The 24196-nt window shown below is 59.0% G+C and carries 23 protein-coding genes and 1 pseudogene; 15 read left to right on the top strand and 9 right to left on the bottom strand.

The window, feature by feature from the left end; genetic code table 11:
* Window positions 1–77: 77 nt before the first annotated feature.
* Window positions 78–410 (bottom strand): low affinity iron permease family protein, encoded by a 333-nt coding sequence (locus WDX12_RS17750; RefSeq protein WP_320293628.1) that lies wholly within the window; start codon window positions 408–410, stop codon window positions 78–80.
* 115 nt (window positions 411–525) lie between these two features.
* Here WDX12_RS17750 and WDX12_RS17745 point away from each other — a divergent pair, with 115 nt between their 5' ends.
* The 4 genes from WDX12_RS17745 to WDX12_RS17730 all read left to right on the top strand — a co-directional run bounded on the left by WDX12_RS17745 (window position 526) and on the right by WDX12_RS17730 (window position 3474).
* Window positions 526–1737 (top strand): NAD(P)/FAD-dependent oxidoreductase, encoded by a 1212-nt coding sequence (locus WDX12_RS17745; RefSeq protein ID WP_434721418.1) that lies wholly within the window; start codon window positions 526–528, stop codon window positions 1735–1737.
* A gap of 196 nt (window positions 1738–1933) precedes the next feature.
* Entirely contained in the window at window positions 1934–2839 is a 906-nt protein-coding gene (locus WDX12_RS17740) for a hypothetical protein (RefSeq protein ID WP_434721417.1), read from the top strand.
* A 214-nt stretch (window positions 2840–3053) separates the two neighbouring features.
* Entirely contained in the window at window positions 3054–3368 is a 315-nt protein-coding gene (locus WDX12_RS17735) for a DUF6766 family protein (RefSeq protein ID WP_434721416.1), read from the top strand.
* A 22-nt stretch (window positions 3369–3390) separates the two neighbouring features.
* Window positions 3391–3474, top strand: a complete 84-nt coding sequence (locus WDX12_RS17730) for a DUF6766 family protein (RefSeq protein WP_434725665.1) — start codon at window positions 3391–3393, stop codon at window positions 3472–3474.
* A 373-nt stretch (window positions 3475–3847) separates the two neighbouring features.
* Here the strand turns inward: WDX12_RS17730 and WDX12_RS17725 are convergent, their stop codons facing one another.
* Window positions 3848–4279 (bottom strand): GFA family protein, encoded by a 432-nt coding sequence (locus WDX12_RS17725; RefSeq protein ID WP_430699210.1) that lies wholly within the window; start codon window positions 4277–4279, stop codon window positions 3848–3850.
* A gap of 121 nt (window positions 4280–4400) precedes the next feature.
* On the opposite strand from WDX12_RS17725, the gene WDX12_RS17720 reads away from it, so the two are divergent.
* From WDX12_RS17720 to WDX12_RS17705, 4 genes are all read left to right on the top strand, one after another.
* A complete protein-coding gene (locus tag WDX12_RS17720) occupies window positions 4401–4736 on the top strand; it encodes a hypothetical protein (protein ID WP_320293624.1) in 336 nt (111 codons plus the stop codon).
* A gap of 82 nt (window positions 4737–4818) precedes the next feature.
* Entirely contained in the window at window positions 4819–5082 is a 264-nt protein-coding gene (locus tag WDX12_RS17715; RefSeq protein ID WP_434725664.1) for an isochorismatase family protein, read from the top strand.
* Complete coding sequence (locus WDX12_RS17710) at window positions 5079–5381, top strand: hypothetical protein (protein ID WP_434721415.1); 303 nt, start codon at window positions 5079–5081, stop codon at window positions 5379–5381. Before WDX12_RS17715 ends, WDX12_RS17710 begins: the two co-directional genes overlap by 4 nt.
* A gap of 124 nt (window positions 5382–5505) precedes the next feature.
* Window positions 5506–5820: a plasmid stabilization protein gene (locus tag WDX12_RS17705; protein ID WP_320293622.1), complete on the top strand. Its 315-nt coding sequence runs from the start codon at window positions 5506–5508 to the stop codon at window positions 5818–5820.
* 265 nt (window positions 5821–6085) lie between these two features.
* On the opposite strand, the gene WDX12_RS17700 is transcribed toward WDX12_RS17705, so the two are convergent.
* From WDX12_RS17700 to WDX12_RS17680, 5 genes are all read right to left on the bottom strand, one after another.
* A complete protein-coding gene (locus WDX12_RS17700) occupies window positions 6086–8386 on the bottom strand; it encodes an FdhF/YdeP family oxidoreductase (protein WP_434721414.1) in 2301 nt (766 codons plus the stop codon).
* Between the two features lie 483 nt (window positions 8387–8869).
* A complete protein-coding gene (locus WDX12_RS17695) occupies window positions 8870–9304 on the bottom strand; it encodes a hypothetical protein (protein ID WP_320293620.1) in 435 nt (144 codons plus the stop codon).
* A gap of 382 nt (window positions 9305–9686) precedes the next feature.
* Entirely contained in the window at window positions 9687–11735 is a 2049-nt protein-coding gene (locus WDX12_RS17690; protein WP_434721413.1) for a response regulator, read from the bottom strand.
* Between the two features lie 7 nt (window positions 11736–11742).
* Window positions 11743–17421: a HAMP domain-containing protein gene (locus tag WDX12_RS17685; protein ID WP_434721412.1), complete on the bottom strand. Its 5679-nt coding sequence runs from the start codon at window positions 17419–17421 to the stop codon at window positions 11743–11745.
* Between the two features lie 755 nt (window positions 17422–18176).
* Complete coding sequence (locus WDX12_RS17680; protein ID WP_434721411.1) at window positions 18177–18395, bottom strand: hypothetical protein; 219 nt, start codon at window positions 18393–18395, stop codon at window positions 18177–18179.
* A gap of 80 nt (window positions 18396–18475) precedes the next feature.
* Here WDX12_RS17680 and WDX12_RS17675 point away from each other — a divergent pair, with 80 nt between their 5' ends.
* Entirely contained in the window at window positions 18476–18778 is a 303-nt protein-coding gene (locus tag WDX12_RS17675) for a hypothetical protein (RefSeq protein ID WP_434721410.1), read from the top strand.
* 226 nt (window positions 18779–19004) lie between these two features.
* Here WDX12_RS17675 and WDX12_RS17670 read toward each other — a convergent pair whose 3' ends face one another.
* Both WDX12_RS17670 and WDX12_RS17665 read right to left on the bottom strand, forming a co-directional pair.
* On the bottom strand, window positions 19005–19637 hold the full coding sequence (locus WDX12_RS17670; protein ID WP_434725663.1) for a hypothetical protein: 633 nt from the start codon (window positions 19635–19637) through the stop codon (window positions 19005–19007).
* A gap of 68 nt (window positions 19638–19705) precedes the next feature.
* On the bottom strand, window positions 19706–19882 hold the full coding sequence (locus WDX12_RS17665; protein ID WP_434721409.1) for a hypothetical protein: 177 nt from the start codon (window positions 19880–19882) through the stop codon (window positions 19706–19708).
* Between the two features lie 122 nt (window positions 19883–20004).
* Here WDX12_RS17665 and xth point away from each other — a divergent pair, with 122 nt between their 5' ends.
* From xth to WDX12_RS17635, 6 genes and pseudogenes are all read left to right on the top strand, one after another.
* Window positions 20005–20778, top strand: coding sequence for an exodeoxyribonuclease III (gene xth / locus WDX12_RS17660; RefSeq protein WP_434721408.1), 774 nt, complete (start codon window positions 20005–20007; stop codon window positions 20776–20778).
* Between the two features lie 393 nt (window positions 20779–21171).
* A complete protein-coding gene (locus WDX12_RS17655; RefSeq protein ID WP_434721407.1) occupies window positions 21172–21525 on the top strand; it encodes a S1C family serine protease in 354 nt (117 codons plus the stop codon).
* Window positions 21522–21644, top strand: coding sequence for a hypothetical protein (locus tag WDX12_RS17650; protein WP_434721406.1), 123 nt, complete (start codon window positions 21522–21524; stop codon window positions 21642–21644). The genes WDX12_RS17655 and WDX12_RS17650 overlap by 4 nt, the downstream gene beginning before the upstream one ends.
* A 296-nt stretch (window positions 21645–21940) precedes the next feature.
* Window positions 21941–22123, top strand: a pseudogene (locus WDX12_RS17645) (DUF2231 domain-containing protein); the annotation flags it as partial.
* A gap of 646 nt (window positions 22124–22769) precedes the next feature.
* Window positions 22770–23612 (top strand): PRC-barrel domain-containing protein, encoded by an 843-nt coding sequence (locus tag WDX12_RS17640; protein WP_434721405.1) that lies wholly within the window; start codon window positions 22770–22772, stop codon window positions 23610–23612.
* Window positions 23613–23673: 61 nt separating this feature from the next.
* The gene (locus WDX12_RS17635) at window positions 23674–24162 is read left to right on the top strand and encodes a hypothetical protein (protein WP_434721404.1); all 489 of its coding nucleotides are present in this window, start codon (window positions 23674–23676) and stop codon (window positions 24160–24162) included.
* Window positions 24163–24196: the final 34 nt, after the last annotated feature.

Here is a 24196-nt window from a genome sequence, read left to right as displayed (position 1 = left end):
AAGGGAGATCGGTTCCGCATGGTGCCTCGCCCCTAGATACTCAGCCCAAAAGTCTGGCTGTGTCTATCCGGCGACACCTACGGCGCTGCTCTGGCTTCGTGAGTACGCAGGGATTCGATCTCTTCCGGTTCTTTTTCATCGATCTTGGCAATGCTGTCGCGAGCAGTTTCGCTGGCTCTTATAAGCTCGTCCAATTTTGCTTGCAGCGCTTGGGTGTCGCGATGTTCGGCTCGCTGAATCAGCAGGGTCATGGCCCAAGTGACAAGTGTGGCGATGCCATGCCAATCCAGGCTCTCAGGTTCGAAAATCACCCAGCAGGCCGTAAAACCTCCCAGCACCAGGAACGCCGATGGTCTCGAAGTAGCCGTGCCTATTGCCGTGAGCAATTCGCCGATTTGATGTTTTGCCATGCCCTCGAACGGACTGAGCGAGGTCCAGTTCCGCTGAAGGTGATGACTTGTCGGAGGCGTTCACGGGGGAACGCTACGGCTTGCGGCGACTTATCGTGCGCAACCGGGAGTTTCCATGCCACGCAAGCTCGATCTCAGAGGTGGCACGCCAGTGTGGTCGGCCTATCGTTCGCCCGCAGTGCCGGTGGCTGCTCTGAAGGGGGATACAAAGACGGATGTGTTGGTCGTCGGCATGGGCATCAGCGGTGCAATGATGGCCGAAGCGCTCACCCGGGATGGCCATTCGGTCATCTGCATCGACAGACGCGGCCCGCTGAAGGGGTCGACCGCAGCGACGACGGCACTCGTCCAGTTCGAGATTGATCAGCCGCTGACAACGCTTTCAAAAATAATCGGAGGCGATGCTGCTCGACAGGCCTGGCGACGATCGCGACTTGCTCTATCAAATCTGCAAGCGCGCGTAAGAGAATTGCAAATCCGCTGCCGGTCGGTCGCCACCCCGTCAATTTATTTAGCGGGCAATCGGCTCGGCGCGTCCGACCTGCGCCGGGAAGCGGCTGCACGGCGGCAGGCCGGCATCGGCGCATCGTTCCTGACCCGCAAAGAGCTGCAAGACGAATTCGGCATAGACCGCGGCGGCGCTATTCTCAGCCATGGCAACCTGGCGCTCGATCCTCGTAAATTGACGGCCGGGCTGCTCCTGACGGCATTGCAACGCAAGGCAAGGTTCTACGCGCCGGCCGAAGCAACAGCGATCGAGGGTCATCGCTCCGGCGTAACAGTGGCGACGCGGCAAGGCCCTGTGATCGAGGCCCAACATCTTGTCCTTACGACGGGGTACGAACTCGCCGATATCGTTCCCGCCCGGGGCCACCACATAATCTCGACATGGGCTATTGCTACCGCCCGGCAGCCGAGCAAGATCTGGCCTCTTGCCGCAATGATTTGGGAAGCCTCAGATCCTTACCTGTACGTCCGGGCGACGGCCGATGGGCGTGTGATCTGTGGCGGCGAGGATGAGGAGTTCACCGATGAGGAGCGGCGAAACACTCTGACCTTGAAGAAAGCGGCTCGCCTAACGAAGAAGCTCGAACGAATGTTTCCGGACTTGGACCCCGCAGCACGGTTTGCCTGGAGCGGATCATTTGGAGCCACGGGGACCGGACTACCTATTATCGGCGGCGTGCCCGGGCATCCGCGTATCTATTCGGTGATGGGATATGGCGGCAACGGGATCACATTTTCGCAGATTGCGTCCGAGATCATTTCGGCATCCATCGCCGGGCTGGAGGATGTCGATGCCGAACTGTTCAAGCTCGAAGCATGAACTCATGGGACGGTGGGAAGCCGGCTAGCAACTTCGTCAAGCCGCCGGAACGAAAGCTATCGCTGGGAATTGTCCCTAAGTCTCAATACTTTATCAGGAGGTCGATATGGGACGCGGTATCTTGCTCTGGCTCCTTGGGGTGCCAATTCCGATCATCATTCTGCTCATGCTGTTCATGCGATAGGGGAGCTCGACAATGCAATCCCCTCTCCCCTCCGCGGCCGTGGCAGCCGCACCTACAGAATCTTCTTCGTCCGCAGTCAGTTGGGCATCAATTATTGCCGGCGCGTTCGCGGCGTCCACTCTCACCGTCATCCTCATGTTGATTGGATCGGGGCTCGGCCTGACGATGGTTTCGCCGTGGACCGGCTCCAGCGCCGCTCCCACGACATTTGCGGTATCGGCCGCCGTCTGGCTTGTCGTTGTTCAATGGCTCTCTTCCGCTGTCGGCGGCTATCTCACCGGTCGCCTGCGGACGAAATGGGTGAACGTCCATAACGACGAGGTCTATTTCAGAGACACCGCGCATGGCTTTCTCGCCTGGGCTCTGGCGACGTTGCTGCTGGCGGGTGTGCTCGGCTCCGCCTTGTCTGCCGCGCTTGGATCAGGGGTTCAGGCTGCCGCGACTGTTGCGTCCGGAGCCGCGATGGGGGCCTCCAGTGCAGCCGCCGCGTCGCAGCGTCCGTCGGCTGAAAGCTCGATGAACTATTTTGTCGACATGTTGTTTCGTCCTGCCGACCCGGCGTCGGCAACGGCAGCCCAGAACGACACTGCCGTCGCGCAGGCCGGCCGTATTCTCGTTGCGGGCGCAGCAAACGGCGAAATCTCTCCCGACGACAGGGCGTATCTCGCGAAGCTCGTAGCTTCGCGAACCGGCCTGTCCGAGCCGGATGCGAAGAAGCGGGTAGATACTGTGCTGGCTGGCATCGACGATGCCAAGAACAAGGCCAAGGCGGCCGCCGATACCGCCAGGAAGGCCGTAGCGACATTCTCGCTTGTGGGAGCACTGTCAATGGTACTTGGCGCCTTCATCGCGAGTGCGGCGGCAGCTCTTGGCGGTCGACAACGCGATGAGGAAGAAGCTCTTTTCCTAAATCGCTAGCCAGGATGCAGGACGCCCGCCGATGACGAGGGCGGGTATCCTGTTCAAACGTGGCGACCCAGCCCTCACGAGTCACCGATGCGCCCCGAGTGCGGCAAATATCTCGGTACCGGGGATGAATTGCAGGCCTACTTCGAGCGTCAAGGGAGGCAGCGGAGTTTTTCGCCTCGACAGGGTCGCATCAAGCGGCTGTTGTGACCCGCCTGCGTCCGGTTTGGGCACTAATGTTGCCGGCATGGGGCGACGGATTGCCGCTTCGCCAGAGGACGAGGACCCAACGCTGCGCCAGGATGATCCGCAAGCCCCGTGGCCGGTGAAGCGCGGAGGTTGGGTAGCGCGGCTTTACTCTCGCTCGCTTGGAGCGGCGCTGCTCGCCATTTTCATGGTCACGTTCATCGCTCGCCTGTGGCAAAGCACCCGCCATGCGGCCGAGCAGGCAGCGGCGCACGGCCAGCCTGCCGAGGGCGTTCTCCAGCACCTCTTTTCGGGTCAAATTCTGGTTCGAAAGTTTCCAGAATTGGCAAAGTGAATTCCTGTCGACGGGCGCGCTCGTGCTCCTTGCTATCTGGCTACGGGAGAAGGGATCGCCGGAGAGTAAGCCGGTTGCGGCGCCGCATCAGAAGACCGGCCATTGATGCAAGGTCATTAAGCTTGGGTTGTTAATCGCGGGGTATCAAAATCGGTACTCCAATATTCGTGACCGGAGGGAACAACTGACCGGAGGACAGGTTTTTTTGAATAGGAAAACCGTCTCAGTTTGAACCGCAGCGATGGGCGAGAAACGCGACAACAAATCCAGAGCCAGCCTTCTTAGGCGGCAATTCTCGAACGAAATCATGCGCCGATATCTACGCAGCCTACCTCTGTTTCACGTAAGCCGCTGGCTCCCTGACGAACTGCGCGAATTGCTCAAGCGTCTCGACCGCAAGCATAAGTGAAGCCACCATCTTCACTTCCCTCAACGCCCAAAAATGGGGGCCACGTTCTTGCCGTTCAACCGAACGCGCCTCACCAACTCTCCTCCAGGTTATGGTCAGGCAGCTCCAGTCCACAGCAGACCCATGGCAGCCGCGTCCGCGAGGCATAATTATACTGTGGCACGAGGTTCGACGGTTCATCGAAAGTGCCCACATGCAGCGCAATCCGATCGATGTCGAGATTGTAGCTTAGCGTGAGCGGCGAACCACAAACGCCACAGAATCCTCGCTCCGCAATGGGAGAAGACTTCCTGAAGGTGGGCGCTGCGCCCGACCACGAGAGGCTGGTCCTAGGCATCCACGCAAGAACCGCGAAAGCACTGCCTGTTGCGCGTCGACACATATCGCAATGGCAGTAGTGAATTCGGGGCTCGGACGAGGTCTTATACCGGACACCACCGCAAAGGCATCCGCCCGTACGTTCACGTCCAGGTGCTTGATCGATCTCTCCGGAGTTCGCCATCTACCGACAACGCCGAACGCCGAAAGTGGTTTCGGCTACCCACGTCGTTCGGCACGAACTGAGGCGGTGCATCCTTCCTTGAGCATCCGCGTTTGTGGTTCACAAATCCGGAGCTCAAGCCATGAAGATGGACATTCTCCCTGCCCCCACTGACAACCCAGCCCAGCTCGATACCCTCGTCAACAGACCGGGACACTTCGTCGAGGAGTGGATCGAAGGTCATCCCGTCAAGCCGCTCGCCGAAGCATCCCCGGAAACCGCGGCGGAAAAATTGGCGACAGCTTGCATCGCGGACGCAGAGCGTGAAGGCATCCTCGCGGAAGAAATCAGCGATGAGGTCGGCGATCTAAAAGAATATCTCGCCGTCACGGTCCTCGCCGAACGTAAAGCCGTCGGCGAAATGGATGCCGACACCAATACCCCGACCGCACGAGCGTTGGCTGACCCAAAGGCTTAGCTTTCGCGGCTGAAAAGTTATCGAATCGCAATGACGCTAATCTCAACACGAGTCGTCCACATCAGCGGTGGCAGAGGCCGATATGTGCGTGTTGGCGACGCTGCTCGCAGCGATCGACTTCGGCTACAGGACCATCCTGGTCGAGGACGCGATCGGCAGCACATCTGACGAGGCCCGAAAATATACTCAAGCTGTTCACGACGCGATATTCGCATCATGTCGAAGTGGTTTTCCGCGGAGGAGGTCCTGGCTTACTGGCGCTGACACCGTGGGCATATCAGGTGGAACATGCTGGCTCCAGCGGGGTTGTGGAATCGTCCATGTTTCAAAGGAGACTGTGCGATGACGAACGGTGAAAACCGCCGCGAAACCGGCGCTACGAAATACCCCGCGACCCAACGCGGCACCGGTGATTTCTCGCAAGATGCAGCAACCAACAAAAAGCCGGACACCGGGATTGGCCTTACGCGCCCGGTGGACGAGGTGAACGACAAGACGCACCAAAGTGACGGGCTAAACCGGAGGCTGACACCTTCACCTTCGACAGAAAAAGTATCAGGTGCGGGTCCCGCTTTGGCCGAGCATTCGAAGGACTCCAAAGCTCCGAAATCGGGCCGGCCATCCAGCGCTTATGTCAAGAAATAGGACGCCATATCCCACAGCGGTAGAGTTGGAACCGTTCGGTTTTGCGGCGGTTAGGAGAGAAGTTCCAGCGACGCATCATGGATTGAACCCTATCGCCATCCCGAACGCTACCAGGAGCAGCACAATGCCACGCGGAGACAAATCGAAATATACCGACAAACAGGAACGCAAGGCCGACCACATCGCCGAAGGCTACGAAAAACGCGGCGTCTCTGAAGAGGAAGCCGAACGCCGAGCCTGGGCAACGGTCAACAAGGATGATGGCGGCGGCAAAAAGGAGGGTGGTTCGGGTCGCGGCAAACACACGGGGCATCCTGCCGCTCACAAGGGTGGAAGTAAGGGGGGCGCCGCCTCAGCCAACCGCGCCGCCGCCGAAAGATCAGCATCCGCGAAGAAGGCCGCGAAAACGCGGAAAACCCATGAACAGCATATCCATTGATACGCCGGAAGATCAGCGTGGCGATCCGGTGTCTGAACGAAGCCGCTGCATCGCCCTACTTCGGAGGCACGCAAGAGCGTTCGAAAACCGGAAGCTCTTTCATATATCGCGGGCATTGCTGAGGGTCGCGGATGAGCTGACATTTTCCGACAACCGCACGGCATAAAGCTGTCGAGGAGTTACCGGCAATAGGTGGCTCCTCAAGTACTCGCTGGCGCCGCCGATCGTCGTGGCATGGGCCCGCTCGACAAGAAATCTCCTCCCCTTAAATTGCTATTCGGACTGGCACCGATTTCGCCGCCGGCACATGCGCCTTTTCCGCCCTATGCCACAGCGGGATCAGTGGATTCAGTTCGGGATAATAGCCGGCGCAATCCCCTCGGGGGATGGAATAGGTGGTCACCCTAAGTCCGCTCACCCGGCGCGGGACCCCGTCATCGGCTGCCGACTCCAGACTGATCATCTGTCCCTCGTGGAGTCCCATGCGCCGGATGTCGTCTTCGTTCATGAGCACCACCATGCGCGTGCCGTTGATGCCACGAAGGCGATCGCGGTAGCCGTAGATGGTGGTGTTGAACTGATCGTTGGAGCGAATGGTGATCAGCGTCAGCACGTCGGATCGCGAGACGTCGATATCGGGATCCGTTTCCAGCATCGTCGGCGGCTTGAAATTGGCCTTCTTATTGGGAGTCTGCCACACCCGCTTCGAGGCCTTGATGTCACGATGAAATCCGCCGGGCACAAGAAAGCGTTTGTTGAAATCCTCGAAATGGTCGGGGTAGCAACGCTCGATTTCATCCCTGACGCGCGAATAGTCTGCCACCCATTCGTCCCACGGGACCGAACTTTTTCCTTCCACTGTCGCCTTGGCGAGTTCGGCAACGATGCGGGGCTCGGAGAGCAGGTTGGGTCCAGCCGGTGGCCGATAGCCGAAGGAACCATGGGTGCAGGCTGTGGAATCCTCCATCGAGACGTGCTGCTCTCCGGCCTTCTGCAGATCCTTCTCGATCCGGGAGAGACAGGGCAGAAGATAGGTGACGGCACCCGGTATCAGATGGCTGCGGTTGAGCTTGGTGGCGATCTGGACATGCAATCTGAGATGCCGCCAAGCCTCTTCGACCAGACCCGTTTCCGGAACAGCGCGCACGAAATTGCCGCCCAGTCCAATGAAAGCCTTGACTGAGCCATCGATAATCCCTTCGCATGTTTCCACGGTATCGCGCCCTTTCTCGCGCGGTGGTTCAAACTTGTAGAATGCTGCGAACTTGTCGAGCGGGACAAGTTCCGGCTTTTCGGAGATGCCGACGGTGCGTTGGCCCTGGACGTTGGAGTGACCGCGAAGCGGCGAGACGCCGGCGCCCGGCTTGCCAATGTTGCCTCGCATTAGGAGCAGGTTGCACAGCATATGGACGTTCTCCGTCCCATGCCGGTGCTGCGTCAGCCCCATGCCGTAGTTGCCGATGACCGCTGAAGCCTTGCTGTAAACCTCGGCGACATGCTCGAGATCCGCACGTGCAATGCCCGATCGCGATTCAATCTTTTCCCAAGGTGTGCGGCGCAGATAGGCCTCGAACGCACCGAAGCCGTCGGTATGTTCTTCGATGAAGGCCGTGTCGAGGACGCGCGGCGCGCCGACCTTCTTGGTCGCGTCGTCGAGCGCCAGAACGGCTTTCGCTATACCCGTCATGGCGGCGATGTCGCCGCCGCTGCGGATCTGGAAGAAGTCGCTGCACATCTTGGTGCCGGCGCCAGGCGAAAGCATTTCAACCGGGCTTTGCGGATTCTTGAAGCGCTTGAGCCCCCGCTCAGGCAGCGGATTGAACGTAATGACAGGTATGCCCCGCTGGCGCGCCTCCTCGATGGGGTGAAGCAATCGCGGCGCGCTCACGCCGGTGTTGTGGCCGAAGAAGAACATCAGGTCACAGTGGCTGAAATCCTCCAGCTGGACGGTGCCGACCGGCGAGCCAATGGACTCCGGCAAACCTACCGAAGTCGACTCGTGACACATGTTGGAGGAGTCCGGCAGATTGCCCGAACCGTAGATGCGAGCGAAGAGCTGATACATGAACGACGCCTCAAGCGAGGCACGGCCAGAAGTGTAGAACACCACCGATTTCGGATCGAGCTTCCGGAGCTGCGCGCCGATGTCGCTGAACGCGGTCTCCCACGGGACCCGTTCATATTTGTCGGTGACCTCATTGTAGCGCATCGGCTCGAGCAGGCGGCCCTGCTTCTCAAGGTCATGGTCTGGCCAATCGAGCAACTCCTTGACGGGATGGGCAGCGAAGAACTCCGGGCCACACCGTCGCTTCGTCTGGTCCCAGATCGTGGCCTTGGCACCGTTCTCGCAAAATTCGAACGGCCGCGGCTCGGCGGGCTTCGCCCAGGAACAGGAGACGCACATATAGCCGTCGGGCTTGTTCTGCTTCAGCAGGGTGCTCCAGATGCCGGACATCAACAATCCTTCGCCGCGGGCCTTGCGGATCAGGGACTTCAAAGAACCCCATCCGCCGGTAGGGTGCTTGTATTTGCGGATTTCTACGTTGTTGGTTGTGGCCGGATTCATCTCAGTGCGCCCCTGCTCATCGATAGGAGCAACACCACCCCGATAAGGAAGTTCCTAAGCCGGAGGCGTCTGGCCGGAACTTCCAGGTCACGTATTGGTGAACAGTGGATCCCACCCTCTCGCAAATGGCAGAGCCGAGAGTGGGACCTTGAGCAACGCTCAATGTCGATCGCCGGGCAGGATCGACTGAGGACGTGCCGTCCCGTTCCGCGCACCGGTTGCGCGAAGTCCACTGCACTCCATAGGTATTGCGAAGCCCACCACCGAGGCGAGCCCGCCGGACAGCGACTCACCGCCATACAAGCAATCGGCCCGACAGAGATCTTACTGCGAAGCCACGACGTCGGAGCAAACAAGAAAGATCCGGTTTAAGAGTCCACTGCCGCCGAAGAACGGCGGCATGCGCCATTGCGTATGCGCTGAGTACAATCTTGCTCCGCGAGCATCGCCCCACAGTAGCGATTTGCTATAAATCGCTTCGGATCAATGCGCGAGAAAACTCCTCCTTATCCAAGCCCAGATTTTGCTACCGGCAACTATCCGACGGACTCGCCCGGCAGCCCATCCTGCCTGCATGGTGGCGCCGACATGGCAACTGCAGACGATTTCATGCAACTCCCAATCGGACAGGTCGAAAAACCTCTTGGCGGCGCCGAATGTATCCGAAGCCAGGCCCGCACTGCGCAGCAGCGAATCTTCGAAGGCGACTGTGATCGGCGATCCAGCGGCTCTCGCTTCATCCCGAACACCGGGATAGAGATGCTCTGTTCCTGTAAGCGCTGCGAGGCAGCGAGAAGGATTGCGTTCAAGCAACTCCGCCCAGCGTTCGATCCGTTGTGTTCTTGTCATCGGTCTGGCGGGTGCCAGAGGATTAATTTCAGCAACCGCATGCAGTTGATCGATTGTTTGATGTTTCATGGCCAGCTCCTGTTCGTGGCTTCGGCGGCTTCTGCTAGCGTACGGGTGGCTAGCGCGCGTGGGCATTCACGAGCGCTGCCACTGATCTTCGGCCAACACACAAGCAGCAGTGTTGATGTGCTACAGAACCAACAGCAAACGCTAATGTTCCATGTGACCAACGAGCAGAATCGCTACCCCTGTCACCGGGACTATGCGCTCTGCGGTTCGCGCCGATTCGGTGCGAAAGGTCCTCATTCCGCCAAGAACAACGTCATCAATTCCACGACGTGACCAGGCTACTGGATTGAGCAACGTGATACATAAGCGATTTCGCGAGTCCGCTCCAACTCAGATCTTCCCGCATTTGCGGCACTTGTCTCGCGACGACCAGCTTTCTGGTCTACCCGCGCGATTGCTTTGCCAGCCGGATGGACTCGATCAGTTCGTTATCCTTGAACGGTTTACCAAGGAGGGGCACATCGCTAGGCAGAGCCCCGATCGCTCTGGTGTCTGCGTAGCCCGTGATAATGACCGCAGGCCAGTCAGCCTTCAGGCTCCGCGCAAACCGGATCACTTCGACGCCCGAGACAAGCGGCATGGCGAAATCCGTAACGATCACATCGAAGTCATCCGGCGATTTTTCGATAGCAGCCAACGCCTCAGCTCCTCCAGCGGCGCAAGTCACATCAAAACCGGATTGCCGTAACGACGCAGCTGTCAATTCGCGCAAGGCCTCGCTGTCATCGACTAACAAGATCGATGGCTGAGCGCCATTGCCATTGTATTGAGGGTGGATGATTTGCTCCCGCTCCCCCCGGAGTTCCGGCTCCGTTAGAGATCTAGGCAACCATAGACGCATCGTAGTTCCCCGGCCGACCACACTATCGATGCGGAGGGCGCCGCCCGACTGTTTCGCGAAGCCGTACACTGTGCTCAACCCAAGCCCGGTGCCTTTTCCAACGGGCTTTGTCGTGAAAAACGGTTCAATCACTTTGGTCAAAAGATCGGCAGGAATCCCCGAGCCGGTGTCGGTGACCGAGATGACCACGTAGTCGCCTTGCCTTAAATCGTATGAATTCTGGTTGGCGGTATTGTTGGCAGCTCGTATGGCGATCGTGCCTCCAGAAGGCATTGCGTCACGGGCGTTGAAAACCAGGTTCATGAGCGCGAGTTCGAGTTGGCCCACATCCACATGAATTGGCCAAACTGAATCATCTATATGCCACTCGAAACGGACCAACCCTCCCAGAACCGGCGCGACGAGCCCGTTCATGGTCTCTTCCAACGCGGTCAGCCGCACTCCTTCCGGCTTCAGGTTCTGGCGTCGTGAAAAGGCGAGCATCCGATTAACGAGTTCTGCTCCTTGTCTGGCGGAGCGCCTTGTCAAATCGAGCACCTTTAGCGCCTGTTGGTCGAGGGTTGAATTTCGCTCGAGTAGCCCCAATCCGCTAAGGACGGCTGCGAGCAAATTGTTGAAATCATGAGCCAAACCGCCCGTAAGCTTACCGATAGCCTCGATGCGTTGTGCCTGCAGTAACTTATCCTCAAGCTCGCGCCGTTCTGTGACGTCAAGCAAAGTACCAATGATTTCATTGGCACCCTCTACAGGGTCGGATGAGATGACGCCTTGGTCGAGAAAAGTCCGGTATTTGCCGTCGGCGCACTGCCAGCGGAACTCGCAATTGTAAGCCCCTGTGGTCTTGGCGTCGGACAGAGCTGCCCTCACGTTCGGCAGGTCGTCCGGGTGCACACGACTGAGACCGAAACCTGGCTCTGACGTCATTCGTTCGGCAGGAAAGCCGGTCAGCCGCTCGACACCTGCAGTCACAAACCTCGCCCCGAAAGGCGGCTCGGCTGATCGGGCGTGAAAGCAAACCGGCAAGGACCGCAGGATCGTTTCCTGACGTTGCTCAGAAGCGCGCAAAATGCGCTCGGTCTCCAGTTTCTCGTCCTGTGCTTGCAGCGCTTGCTCCAAGAGCCGCTGCTCGAGCGCGGCCTTGCGCTGGATCTCCAACGTCTTTTCATGCAACTCAACAAACACCGCAACCTTCGAGCGCAACATCACAGGATCAAAGGGCTTGAATACATAGTCGACCGCACCTGCATCATAGCCGCGCAGCATATGCGCTTCTTCCTTGTTGATTGCGGTCAGAAAAATGATCGGTGTGCGCTTCGATTGCTCGCGTTTCCGGATTAGCGAGGCAGTCTCGTACCCATCCAAACCAGGCATGAGCACATCGAGCAGAATAACGGCAAAGTCTTCCTTCAGCAGAAGTCGCAAAGCTTCTTCCCCGGAGGGTGCGCAGGCAACCTCGCCAATACCATCCAGAACTTCCCTGATCGCCAGAAGATTGCGGTCGTCGTCATCTACGGCGAGAATTCGCGCACGCTCCGGCGCTTTCGGCAAAGCCCCAGGACGCTTACCTTTGGTTTTCTCGATCCGCTGCATGTTGTCGTCAGACTGCCGCCGCCAGCTGTTCCGTCACGTCAACATTTTGCCGCGAACGGCCGATCCAGACGCGAAGCAGCGCAAGCAGAAGATCAAGATCCACAGGTTTGGCTATGTAGTCCGACGCACCAGCGTCGAGACATTTCTGCCTGTCACCTTTCATCGCCTTGGCTGTGACGGAGATTAGAGGAATGTGCGCAATCGCTGGCATGCCGCGTATCTGGCGCATCGTCTCGTAGCCGTCCATCTCGGGCATCATTATGTCAATAAGGGCGGCATCGATGTTTGGATTCTGCTCGAGCAAGGCGATGCCATCTCGGCCTCGCTCAGCGTGCAGCACCTGAATGCCATAAGTCTCGAGGACACTGGTGAGCGAATAGATGTTGCGGATGTCATCATCGACAATCAGAACCCTGGCGCCGGCAAGGTCGGATTTGTCTGACGGTTGCATAACGGCGCCGTCGTCGCTTTGTCCTTCGCGTGGCAGGGCCGCCGACATCAGCAACGTCAGTTGCCCGAAATTTTCGGCTCGTGGAACGTCGGCCATCTCCGGTTTAAGGGCGATCAATTGTTCCAGCGCTTCTGGATGTGGAGCGAAGAATAAAAGCTTTGACGGTGGGCCTTCGAACGAGGCGGCGATCTCCTCGAGCGCCTTAGCATTGTCCTTGCCGGATCGGCCGAACCCGAGCACGATCGCGTCGTAGGCCGCAAAATCGACATTTTGGCCATTGGCAGCAATCCGGGCCATGGCGGTCACAGAGGTGACGCCGTCGCGTATTGCCTCCACCAGTGACAGGCGGCGCTCTGGTTCTGCATCGACCACCAAGACGGCGCGCTGGACACGAAGCTTGCTGGAATGGATACCTTCGAAGACGCTCATGAGGTCATCAGTCGACACCGGCTTGGCGGATACGCTGGCCGCGCCATTGGCCGACAAGCCGGTAGCGTCGTCGGCGCCGGAAATGACGTGTATCGGAATCCCTTCCGTCTTCGGGTCGTGCCTCAGCAGGTCGAACAAAACCCATCCATCGATGTCAGAAAGACCTAGATCCAGGGTTATGGCATCCGGGACCAGTTTCCTCGCCAACGCGACCGTGCCGGAACCCGCGGTGGACAGCACGCCCTTGAGACCGGCGGAACGAGCCATGCCCAAGAGAAGCCCAGCAAAAGTTGGGTCGTCCTCGACGATCAGCACTACCCTGTCATTGGGCGATAGAGTGTCGCGATCATCCATCAACTCCGCGGTCGGCATGGCCGAGGTCGGCGAAGCAGCAGACCCTTCATCATCCAGCGATGCCATGGCCTGGGGCGCGGCCCGAGGCCCGTCGAATGGAATGACAAGCGTGAAGGTCGAGCCCTTCCCTGCCGTGCTCTCCACTCTCAATTCGCCGCCTAGCAGGCGAGCGATCTCGCGGCTTATCGACAAGCCAAGACCGGTGCCGCCATATTTGCGGCTCGTCGTTCCATCTGCCTGCTGGAATGCTTCGAAAATCAATTTCTGTTTGTCGTCAGGAATGCCAATGCCGGTATCGGTGACGGCGATCGCGAGCGCCTTGGGAGGCTGAGCGCCATTGCGTCGTCCTGCTCTCTCTGGCCTGAAGTGCAGGCTAACCTGGCCTTGAGATGTGAACTTGAAGGCGTTCGACAGCAGATTAAGGACGATTTGCTGGAGGCGCTTTTCGTCGGTGCGCACAGTCTCGGGAAGCCCCGGATCCACGTCGATGGTGAAGCCAAGCCCTTTGTCTGCGGCCAACTGACGGAATGTGCGTTCCATATGCTGGCGAAGATGCGCCAGCGGCATGTCGTTAATCTCGACGGAGACCGTACCGGACTCAATCTTCGACAGATCGAGAATGTCGTTGATGAGGCTGAGCAGATCAGTCCCGGCCGAGTTGATGGTGCGAGCAAACTCGACTTGCTTGTCGTTGAGGTTGCCCTGCTGATTGCTGGCGAGAAGGTTCGAAAGGATAAGCAGCGAGTTCAACGGGGTGCGCAGCTCGTGACTCATATTGGCCAGGAACTCGGATTTGTATTTGGATGTCAGGGCCAGCTGCTCCGCTTTCTCCTCAAGCGCCCGCCGAGCCATCTCGATCTCGAGGTTCTTATTCTCCACCTGTTTCTTTTCGTTCTCGAGCAGCTGCGCCTTTTCCTGCAGTTCCTCGTTCGTGGCGTGCAATTCCTCCTGTTTCTTGGTCAGCTCTGTTTGGCGCGCCTGCAATTCGGATGTCAGCAACTGCGATTGCTTAAGAAGCCCTTCGGTACGCATCGTCGCTGCGATCGTGTTGAGCACGATGCCGACCGACTCCATCAACTGGTTCAGGAATGACTGGTGGGTATCGCGAAATTCGTTGAAGGAAGCGAGTTCGATAACCGCTTTGACTTCGTCTTCGAACAGGGCCGGCAAGATGATGACATTGGCGGGGGCGGCGCTGCCAAGGCCGGACGTGACACGAAGGAAATCCGGCGGCACATTGTCGAGCACAATTGCGCGCTTGTCGGCAGCACTTTGCCCAATAAGTCCCTCGCGCAGATCCAACCGCTGCTTCATCGCGGCCTTGCTCTCGGCGCCATAGGACGCGGCGAGTTCGAGATAGGATTCGTCTTCTTCTCGGTTGGTCACGTAGAATAAGCCGTATTGTGCGTTCACCAACGGCGCCAGCTCCGACATGATCAGACGCGACACGGTCGCCAGATCGCGTTCGCCCTGCAGCATGCGCGAGAATCGGGCGAGATTTGTCTTTAGCCAGTCCTGTTCGGCATTCTTGAGTGTCTGATCCTTGAGGTTGCGGATCATCTCATTGATGTTGTCCTTGAGTGCCGCCACCTCGCCCGACGCCTGCACGCTGATCGAGCGTGTTAGATCACCCTTGGTCACCGCCGTCGACACCTCAGCGATAGCACGCACCTGGGTTGTCAGATTGGCCGCAAGCTGATTGACGTTGTCCGTCAGGTCGCGCCAGAGGCCGGCGGCACCCGGCACACGGGCCTGGCCGCCAAGTTTGCCTTCGATGCCGACTTCGCGCGCGACGTTGGTTACCTGGTCGGCAAAGGTGGCGAGCGTCTCGATCATGCCGTTGATGGTGTCGGCCAAGGAGGCAATCTCGCCCTTGGCGTCCACCGTCAGCTTGCTGCGTAGATTTCCCTGTGCAACCGCCGTCACGACATCCGCGATGCCACGCACCTGATTGGTGAGATTCGTCGCCATCAGGTTGACGTTGTCGGTCAGATCCTTCCAGGTTCCAGCGACGCCCTCAACGCGCGCCTGACCGCCAAGCTTGCCTTCGGTGCCGACCTCGCGCGCCACGCGCGTCACCTCCCCGGCGAACGAATTCAGCTGATCGACCATGGTGTTGATGGTCGACTTCAGCTCGAGTATCTCGCCTTTGACGTCGACGGTAATCTTCTTCGACAGATCGCCACGCGCCACTGCGGTGGTCACTTCGGCGATGTTGCGCACCTGGCCGGTCAGGTTTTCGGCCATGGAATTCACGTTGTCGGTTAGGTCTTTCCACGTGCCAGCGACGCCACGAACTTGCGCCTGGCCGCCGAGCTTGCCCTCAGTGCCGACCTCACGTGCGACTCGTGTCACTTCGCCGGCGAATGAGTTCAGCTGATCGACCATCGTATTGATCGTCGACTTCAGCTCCAGAATCTCTCCCTTGACGTCGACTGTGATCTTCTTCGAAAGATCGCCGAGCGCCACGGCGGTGGTGACCTCGGCGATGTTGCGAACCTGGCCGGTCAGATTGGCCGCCATGGCATTGACGTTGTCGGTCAAATCCTTCCATGTCCCGGCAACCCCACGCACCTGCGCCTGTCCGCCGAGCTTGCCATCGGAGCCCACCTCGCGCGCCACGCGCGTCACTTCCGAGGCGAACGAATTGAGCTGGTCGACCATCGTGTTGATGACGTCCTTGATCTGAAGGATCTCACCTAGGGCGTCGACCGTGATCTTCTGGGTCAGGTCGCCGGTGGCGATGGCCGTCGCCACCTTGGAGACGTCGCGCAACTGCACCGTAAGATTGCCGGCCATCGCGTTAACGTTGTCAGTCAAATCCATCCAGGTGCCGGCAACGCCTTCGACGTGAGCTTGGCCACCGAGCTTGCCTTCGGAACCGACTTCGCGCGCCACGCGCGTCACCTCGGAGGCAAACGAATTCAGCTGGTCGACCATCGTGTTGACGGTGTCCTTGAGCTCCAGAATTTCGCCCTTGACGTCGACCGTGATCTTCTTCGACAGGTCGCCACGGGCGACAGCCGTGGTCACTTCGGCGATGTTGCGCACCTGGCCGGTGAGGTTAGCGGCCATCAGATTGACGCTGTCGGTGAGATCTTTCCAAGTTCCGCCGACGCCTTTCACCTCGGCCTGACCGCCGAGCTTGCCTTCAGTGCCGACCTCGCGGGCAACGCGCGTCACCTCGGAGGCAAAAGAATTGAGCTGGTCGACCATCGTGTTGATGGTGTCCTTGAGCTCCAGGATTTCTCCCTGGACGGCCACGGTGATCTTTTTCGACAGGTCGCCCGACGCGACGGCCGTCGTCACTTCGGCAATGTTGCGAACCTGGCCGGTCAGGTTTTCGGCCATCGAGTTCACATTGTCGGTGAGGTCCTTCCAAGTGCCCGCAACACCACGCACCTGGGCCTGACCGCCCAGCTTGCCTTCGGAACCGACCTCGCGCGCCACGCGGGTGACTTCGGAGGCAAACGAATTCAACTGGTCCACCATCGTGTTGATGGTATTTTTCAACTCGAGGATCTCGCCCTTCACATCGACGGTGATCTTCTTCGAAAGGTCGCCGAGAGCGACGGCGGTCGTCACCTCGGCAATGTTGCGAACCTGGCCGGTCAGGTTCTCGGCCATCAAATTGACGTTGTCGGTCAGATCTTTCCAAGTCCCTCCGACACCTTCGACACGCGCCTGGCCGCCAAGCTTTCCTTCGGTGCCGACCTCGCGCGCCACGCGCGTCACCTCCGAGGCGAATGAATTGAGCTGATCCACCATTGTGTTGATGGTGTTCTTAAGCTCGAGAATTTCCCCTTTCACATCGACAGTAATCTTCTTCGACAAATCACCCGATGCGACGGCCGTGGTAACCTCGGCAATATTGCGGACCTGCCCCGTCAGGTTGGTCGCCATCGCATTGACGTTGTCAGTCAGGTCCTTCCAGGTGCCAGCCACGCCTTTGACGCGCGCTTGCCCTCCGAGCTTGCCTTCTGTGCCCACTTCGCGGGCGACGCGAGTGACCTCCGAGGCAAAGGAGCCCAATTGCCCGACCATGGTATTGACGACTTTGCCGATGCGAAGGAACTCACCTCGCAGGGGCCGGCCGTCGATCTCCACCATCATGGTTTGCGACAGGTCACCCTTGGCCACGGCTCCAATGACACGGGCGACTTCCGTCGTCGGTTGAACCATGTCCTCGATCAGATTGTTGACGGAGCGAACGCTGCTCTCCCAACTTCCGGTGGCGTTGCGAACGCGGCCGCGCTCACCGATCCGCCCGTCCTTACCGACCACCCTGCTCAGCCGCTCGAACTCGCGCGTAACTTGGTCGTTGATTTCCACAATCTGATTAAATGCATCGGCGATATCGGAATCGAGTCCGTCGTAGACATTCTCGATGCGGACGGAAAAGTCCCCACGCCGGAACGCTTTGAGCGCATTCAAGATGTGCCGGCGGTCCAACTGCGCCTTCGATGCTAGCCTACCCACAGCGCCCCTCACACTCAGCTGACCGAGATAAACGTCGTTTTGCTGAAAAACCCCGTCGCGGACACCTCCGCGAGGAAAGTAACGCGAAAAGCTCCTCTGGGTTCCAAAGCGCTGGGCTAAACGACAACTCGGCGAATGAGCGGGGAAGCGTCCTCCCCCCTCTACATGGCCAGGTCCGGCGGGAACATTTTCTTTCCCTGCTTGCCAAGGGCTCGTTCCTCGGCCCTACCGGATGGGGGGTGAAAATCGGACGAGCAAAGCACGGAAACCTTCCGGGCTCTGAAAGGTTGATCCCGAGCCAGGAGAATGGATTCATGCCGGGAACAGACCCTAGAAGGCCTCGTTCACGACCGCTGAAAGGCGAAGAGGCAGAAGTCAAACATATCGTCGAAACGCATAACATTTCGCCGGCCCAGGCGCGGGAGCTTTTGCGCCGATACGGGAACGACTGGCGCAAGATCGATGAAGCGGCCAAGTCCTACAGGAATGGGCGCGGGGAGCCCGGCTGATGGTTGGAAGGAACATCATGCGGTTGATAAGATGATCGTTATCGCAACTTTCAATGTAACCGGCGTCAACGGACGCTTGCCGGTCCTCCTGAGGTGGCTCGCCGAAACCCGTTACGACATCGTATGCCTGCAAGAGCTCAAACCGCCAGATGAGAAATTCCCCGCCGATGCGACCGCGGCGGCTGATTCTGGCGCCATTCTGGCATGGCCAGAGATCCTTCAGCCGATCAAGTCTACCTTGGCGACATCGGGCACCTGCAAGAGCCGAGAACGGACGTTTTCCACGTAGTCGCGTACTTCGCGGTTGGTATACCCGTCCGCGGTAAAACCATGGAGGATGCCGAACTCATCATCGGCTACCGGGCCGATCACCCCTTGCGGCAAAGTCAGACCGATGTCTTGAACCTTCTTGCACGCCTGGTACCAGGTATCGGTCACCGCCCCCGAGTTGTCGATCCCTCCAGGTGTACGAACACCGTCGACCCGCTGGCCGTCCTGAAGCTCTTCAGGTAGTCGAGATGAGGCGTTTCCTGAAGCTTGCGCCCAAGCGTTCGGTACCTGGCGCAGGGTATCGTCGAGGGGCGCATCTTGCCGGCGACCGCATCGCGGTGCGCGGCAACAACACCCATTCGGTGCGCGAACTGGTGGCCGCCGCGCCGGCCTTTCAGTCTTTCCGTGCTTCGTCGGTGACTGCGATCCGCGACTGGTTCGCGTCGCCAAGCCAATCCCCGAACTCGAAACCGACCAATGGATCCTCACCCATCACGAGGAACGTCACTCCCCGCCGGTCCGAAAAGTCGCCAACCGGATTAGCGCCTTGATGCGGGCCCACCAGCCGCTGTTTCGCGGCGAGATGCCGATACGGTAAGCCGTCGTCGTGAGCGAATATTTCATTCAATCGTTCCAGAAGGTTGAGCTCGGCAGCACGGTCCGTTTGACCCTTGATACCGGCTTCACACCCATGAAGGTGTTTTCTGCCAATCCTCGTCGACCGTCAGCCGCATGGTTTGCCGTCAGCGGCCGAAGACCTGATATTCGAAACGCCAGTCACCGTAAGAGCCCGTTCATATCGAAGTCTTCCCAGCCCCGCAGGCGGGTCGCCTCGTCGCAACTCTCGTCAATATCATTTGCAGGACCGTGGCCCCTCTTTTGCGCGCGTTTAATGGCAGTCTTCGCGGCGGCGCGTCGCCGGTTCTCGGCGACCCTCGCCGCGTCTTCTTCGCGCCAGACTGTGACCAGATCGCGGTCGAGCACATCCTCGATGTGACCCGGATCGAAGACGTGGAAGGTTATCTTCCTGGCTCGACCGCCAAGCTTGACTGTCTTGGTCCCCGCGCTCTGCAAGCGACCGTCTTTCAGCCAGCGGCGCCGCTCGCCCTGCTTGATCGTGAGGATGTCCTCGACTTCGCGCGGGATCACCGGCAAGTCTTCGATGTCGTGCATGGCCTCGAGCACGATCGCCGAAGCCGCCTGAATATCAGCATCGGAGCCCTCTGGCAGGCGCAAGGTCACTTTTCGAGATTCAATATGGAGCAGCTTTCTCAAAGCCGCAGGAAGGCGAGCACGGATCTCGAGGAAAATGCCCCTCGCCCGCACCGACGATCCAAGCGTCGCCGCCGAAGACAGGGGCCACTCAGCAATTAACTTACCAGTTGGAGAAATTTTGCGGCGTGCGGACATGGCCTTTAGATTGGCCTTCAATCCAGTTCGTTTCAATACCGCCGCGCCGGTGAGGGTCCGCCATACTGCTATTTGGAGTCGCGTTCGATACCGACGGTGTCGCCGTCGCCATGCACTGCGTCGCGGTCCCAATCGTTGGTCTTGCCGGGTGTTTTGGCGGCCCCTTCCCGCCGCTCTTGACCTTTGTCTTTGCGCGGCTGGCGCTCCTGCATCTCGGTGTATTTCGATTTCTCGTTGCGCGGCATGCAAACCTTCCATGAATAAGCCATCGAAATTCAATCGGCAGGCTGGACAATCGTTCCAGAGAAAGTTGAACCCGGCGCCAGCGCCTTGCGTTTGTTCTTGGAGCCGCTCAGGGAGACAAACGGTGACCCGGATCGCAACCTTCAACGTTAATGGTGTCAACGGCCGCCTACCGGTGCTCCTGAAGTGGCTCGGCGAAACCAGCTACGACGTGGTCTGCCTGCAGGAATTGAAAACTTCCGACGACAAATTTCCGATCGAGGCGATCCGGGACGCCGGCTACGGCGCTATCTGGCATGGCCAGAAATCCTACAACGGCGTGGCGATACTGGCGCGCGGGAGGGATCCCATCGAGCGCCGCCGCGGCTTGCCTGGTGACCCCGACGATACGCATAGCCGCTATCTGGAGGCGGAGATCGACAACATGGTCGTCGCCTGCATCTACCTGCCCAATGGCAATCCGGCGCCAGGACCCAAATTCGATTACAAGCTGCGGTGGTTCGAACGTCTCGTCACCTACAGCAGATCGCTCCTGGACGAGCGCGCCGTGCTGTGTGGTGACTACAATGTAGTGCCAACCGAGATAGACGCCGTGGTGCCTGCTCGCTGGTTGGGCGATGCCGTCTTCTTCCCGGAAAGCCGGAAAGCCTACGCGAACATGCTATCCTTGGGCTGGGTGGACGCGATGCGCCGGATTTACCCAGGCAAGGGCATCTACACCTACTGGAACTTCTCCTACCGCGGCGGCTACGACCGAAGCTCCGGATTGCGCATGGATCACTTGCTTGTCAGCCCATCGCTGGACGAGAACATTCGATATGCCGGCGTGGATGTCGAAACCCGAGGCTGGGAAAAGCCGAGTGATCACGCACCAGCTTGGCTCGACCTTGGCCGTTAGGTCCCTGGTCCCGGGATTGCTGCCATCAGCCCCGTCGTCCAGATACCGCGATGGCCGGCGCACTATAGTAATTCACCATTCAATCAAAATTCAGCCTCCATGGCATCCAGCCGATCAGCTGTTACGCCGACAAATTTCTTTTTCGGCCTGGTGGGTGGATGGTTGGGCTTGGTGAGGGTGCTCGATGCCTTGCCCCCAGCAGGGACGCTAAGAGGGCCGAGGCGGCTCGGAAAGCCTTTATTGCATGGGCACCCTTGGCAGGGTGTCAGCGCCTGTCGGCGATGTTCGAAGGGGTGGAACAGGGCGGTGTCGTCGAATTGCTCTGACAAAGACCCGCCTCAAAACAGCGGCTCCTGTTGGAGCTAGGCTGGCCGTCAATAAACGTATCCGACTTTGCGCGTAAGCCTCGCGGATGTGACGCAGGAAATACGAAATAGGGAGATCTATTCAGGCGCTCCGCTGTTTAACGCGCGCGGCGAAGCGATCGGGGCCAATACGGCCATCGTGTCACCTTCGGGCGGCAGCATAGGAATCGGTTTCGCCGTGCGGTCCAGAACTGCCCAAAGCGTGGTCGATCAGTTGATTCGCACTGCCCACATCGAGGGCTGGTTTATCGGCGTACGTTTCCAAGAGGTCACGCCGTGGATTGTCCTGGCGCTTGCAGTACCGGGCAGCAAAGAAGCGCTGGTCGCGTCGGTCGAGCCGGCAGTCCGGCAGACAAGGCAGGGATACAGGCAGGTGACGTGATCATCAAACTTAACGGCAAGGACATCGAAGGCGTCCGTGATCTGGCGCTGGTGGCGGCAAGCCAGAAGCCGGGCTCGACAGCGACGTTGACTACAAGTTGTGATGGCCGCCGCCAGTAATTGTCCCTGACCGTCGGTCAACGCAAGGACGAAGAGGTACAAACGGTGCTGTTACTGGCCCGGAGGCGGCGGAGCATCGCCTCGGGCTGCCACTCAGCCCGATCCCAGACAACGCGCGTCAGCAACTGGGCCTTCGCCCCGGCATCGCAGGCCTGTTTATCCAAGACGTCGCGCCGAACAGCTTCGCCATGGAGAACGGCCTTCGCCCTGGCGACGTGATCGTGTCGGCCAATAGTTTTGGGCGACGACCAGATCCGCAATCTGGGGGATGCGTGCCTTCACGCGGGCAGGCGGTAAATGTGCTTGTAGTCGTCATTGAACTCTACAACTGGTATTCGCGGTACTCGCACGGCGACGCGGCCGTGATACCGGTTGGCGTGGTCCTTTCCCTTATTGTGGTTCTCATCCTGCTGTTCACCGGCTGGAAGGGTTGGGGCATGGTCTACCGCCATCACGTTGGGGTGCTGGACGACCGGTGAGCAAGAACTAAAAGCGGCACCTTGATCGGGGTCGGCCCGAGCGGGAGGTAATTCGCACCGGAGCCTTTTTCGGAAGCGCGTCAGCGTAGACGTAGCCGCCTGTCACCGTGTCAGGCATCCTAATTGAAGGCGCGCTGAACGCGACTAACCTGCCGAACGTGTCCTGCCCCTTATTCCGAGTAGTAGGCTTGCGGTGGGCTTTCTTGCCATGCTCAAGAGCTTCCTTGAACTTAGCCATCAGGTGGTCTTAGGCTTGTCAGCGCATCCCTGTTGTTCAGGACGGGCCGCGCCTCGACCAATCAAAAAGACCGCGCATTCTCGGTGTACGTTGCGTGAGATGCCACTCTCTCCCTCACCCATTTCAGCGAGTTCTCAATCCGGTACGAACTTCCGGCGCGCGGCCCGCCGCCTTTTCCGTGCGAACAACGCGATTAAGTCTTGGCTCGAAAGGACAAGTGAAGTGTTCCAGCCGATCCAGAAATTACTCCCTGCTTGTCGAGGCCTGGGAGCGGGATCTCAAGGCCGCCAGTCTGTGCCGGTTGAGACCAGGGACACGTTGGGAACGTAAGGCCGTTGCTTCCGTTGATCGAAATGACGTCGGCAGACACCGATGGTCAATCAACCAGGCAACAGAAGGAATTTCACAATGATCCGGAAGATACTGGCTACAGCGGCGACGGCCGCTCTTATTTCGACCGCGTTCTACGCGGCCGGCGCCCATGCCGCAAATACTCCCGCTACTCAGACCGCGATTGTTGCTCCAGTTACGGATGGCAACCTCGTCTCGAAGATTATGGGAGCCGCGGTCTATGACAGCACCGCTGACGATGCGACGAAGATCGGCGATGTTAAGGACATCGTCCTGGACAAGGACGGCAAGGCCAGGCTCGTCATCATTGGCGTTGGCGGCTTCCTCGGCGTGGGCGAAAAGAATGTTGCCTACGATTTCGGCAAGCTCGAATGGATCAACAAAAAGGGCGATCGCTGGCTGGTGGCAAAGACCACCAAGGAAGAACTTCAAGCCCAGCCCAATTTCGACACCAAGATTTACGACACGGCGTCTGCGCCCGCCACGGCCCAGCCCACGGCGGACGGCCAGGCCGCTCCGGCAAAGACGGATAAAACCGCAACGGCCTCAATTGACAAGTCGTCGTTGACCGAGATGCCGTCAGACAAAATCAGCGCGGCAAATCTGATTGGCACCAACGTCTATGGCGCTGATGATGCGAAGGTGGGCGATATCGGCGACGTCATTCTGACGGGCGACAAGAAGGTCGACACCATAGTCGTCGATGTGGGCGGCTTTCTAGGCATTGGCAAAAAAGAGGTGGCCATCGGTATGGAGAACCTCAGGTTCATGACCGACAAGAACGGCAACCGCTACCTCTACACGAACTTCACCAAGGAGCAGTTGAAGGCTCAGGCTGCCTACGACAAGGCCACATACGCTCAAAATCGCGACAAGCAGCGCATCATCATCAACAAATGACAATCGGGAAATTCGCCCTCGTCCTGTCCCGTGGACGGGGGCGCCCGGGCAAGGACCGAGTTTGAAATTAGCCGACGAAGTCCATCACAACTCTGAAGACATAAGCGACCTCGTTCTGTCCGACGTCGTTGCCGCCCTTCATCGACGGGCAAGGGTCAGCCACGAGTTCGATATTCCCTACATTGCCGGGTACAGCAGCGATGCCACGTCGATTTACATCGATCGGCATCTGCCGCGCACAATCAGATGGCGAGGCAAGGACGTGCGGCTCGAGCCGTTTCTGGTGTGCCACGAAATTGTTGAGAAAGCTCTGTTGGACGAGCTCGGGCTTCATTATCTGCACGCGCATCAGATCGCCCTGCGCGTCGAAAGGGACGCCGTCAGAGGTGCTGGACTGACGTGGCGACGCTATCAAAGCGTTATTAAGAAGCATGAAAAGGCGATCGATGAGGAACGACTTCGCAACGTGCCAGCGGATCTGGATCTCACCCCGTACAAAGATCTAAAGGATTATCGGTTGCTCCGTCGGCTGGTCAGTTCATCCCGATAGTTCGATGCACCAGATGGCCATCTGAGACAGCGGG

The organism is Mesorhizobium sp. RIZ17 (assembly GCF_051127865.1).
GTDB classification, from domain to species: Bacteria; Pseudomonadota; Alphaproteobacteria; order Rhizobiales; family Rhizobiaceae; genus Mesorhizobium; species Mesorhizobium humile.
Note: the sequence above shows the minus strand (reverse complement) of the source record. Positions and strands in the feature narration are given on the sequence as shown.

Coding starts and splice junctions, on each gene's coding strand:
- WDX12_RS17750 (WP_320293628.1), bottom strand. CDS start 410: ATGGCAAAACATCAAATCGGCGAATTGCTCACGGCAATAGGCACGGCT.
- WDX12_RS17745 (WP_434721418.1), top strand. CDS start 526: ATGCCACGCAAGCTCGATCTCAGAGGTGGCACGCCAGTGTGGTCGGCC.
- WDX12_RS17740 (WP_434721417.1), top strand. CDS start 1,934: ATGCAATCCCCTCTCCCCTCCGCGGCCGTGGCAGCCGCACCTACAGAA.
- WDX12_RS17725 (WP_430699210.1), bottom strand. CDS start 4,279: ATGGCGAACTCCGGAGAGATCGATCAAGCACCTGGACGTGAACGTACG.
- WDX12_RS17720 (WP_320293624.1), top strand. CDS start 4,401: ATGAAGATGGACATTCTCCCTGCCCCCACTGACAACCCAGCCCAGCTC.
- WDX12_RS17715 (WP_434725664.1), top strand. CDS start 4,819: ATGTGCGTGTTGGCGACGCTGCTCGCAGCGATCGACTTCGGCTACAGG.
- WDX12_RS17710 (WP_434721415.1), top strand. CDS start 5,079: ATGACGAACGGTGAAAACCGCCGCGAAACCGGCGCTACGAAATACCCC.
- WDX12_RS17705 (WP_320293622.1), top strand. CDS start 5,506: ATGCCACGCGGAGACAAATCGAAATATACCGACAAACAGGAACGCAAG.
- WDX12_RS17700 (WP_434721414.1), bottom strand. CDS start 8,386: ATGAATCCGGCCACAACCAACAACGTAGAAATCCGCAAATACAAGCAC.
- WDX12_RS17695 (WP_320293620.1), bottom strand. CDS start 9,304: ATGAAACATCAAACAATCGATCAACTGCATGCGGTTGCTGAAATTAAT.
- WDX12_RS17690 (WP_434721413.1), bottom strand. CDS start 11,735: ATGCAGCGGATCGAGAAAACCAAAGGTAAGCGTCCTGGGGCTTTGCCG.
- WDX12_RS17675 (WP_434721410.1), top strand. CDS start 18,476: ATGAGGCGTTTCCTGAAGCTTGCGCCCAAGCGTTCGGTACCTGGCGCA.
- WDX12_RS17670 (WP_434725663.1), bottom strand. CDS start 19,637: ATGTCCGCACGCCGCAAAATTTCTCCAACTGGTAAGTTAATTGCTGAG.
- WDX12_RS17665 (WP_434721409.1), bottom strand. CDS start 19,882: ATGCCGCGCAACGAGAAATCGAAATACACCGAGATGCAGGAGCGCCAG.
- WDX12_RS17640 (WP_434721405.1), top strand. CDS start 22,770: ATGATCCGGAAGATACTGGCTACAGCGGCGACGGCCGCTCTTATTTCG.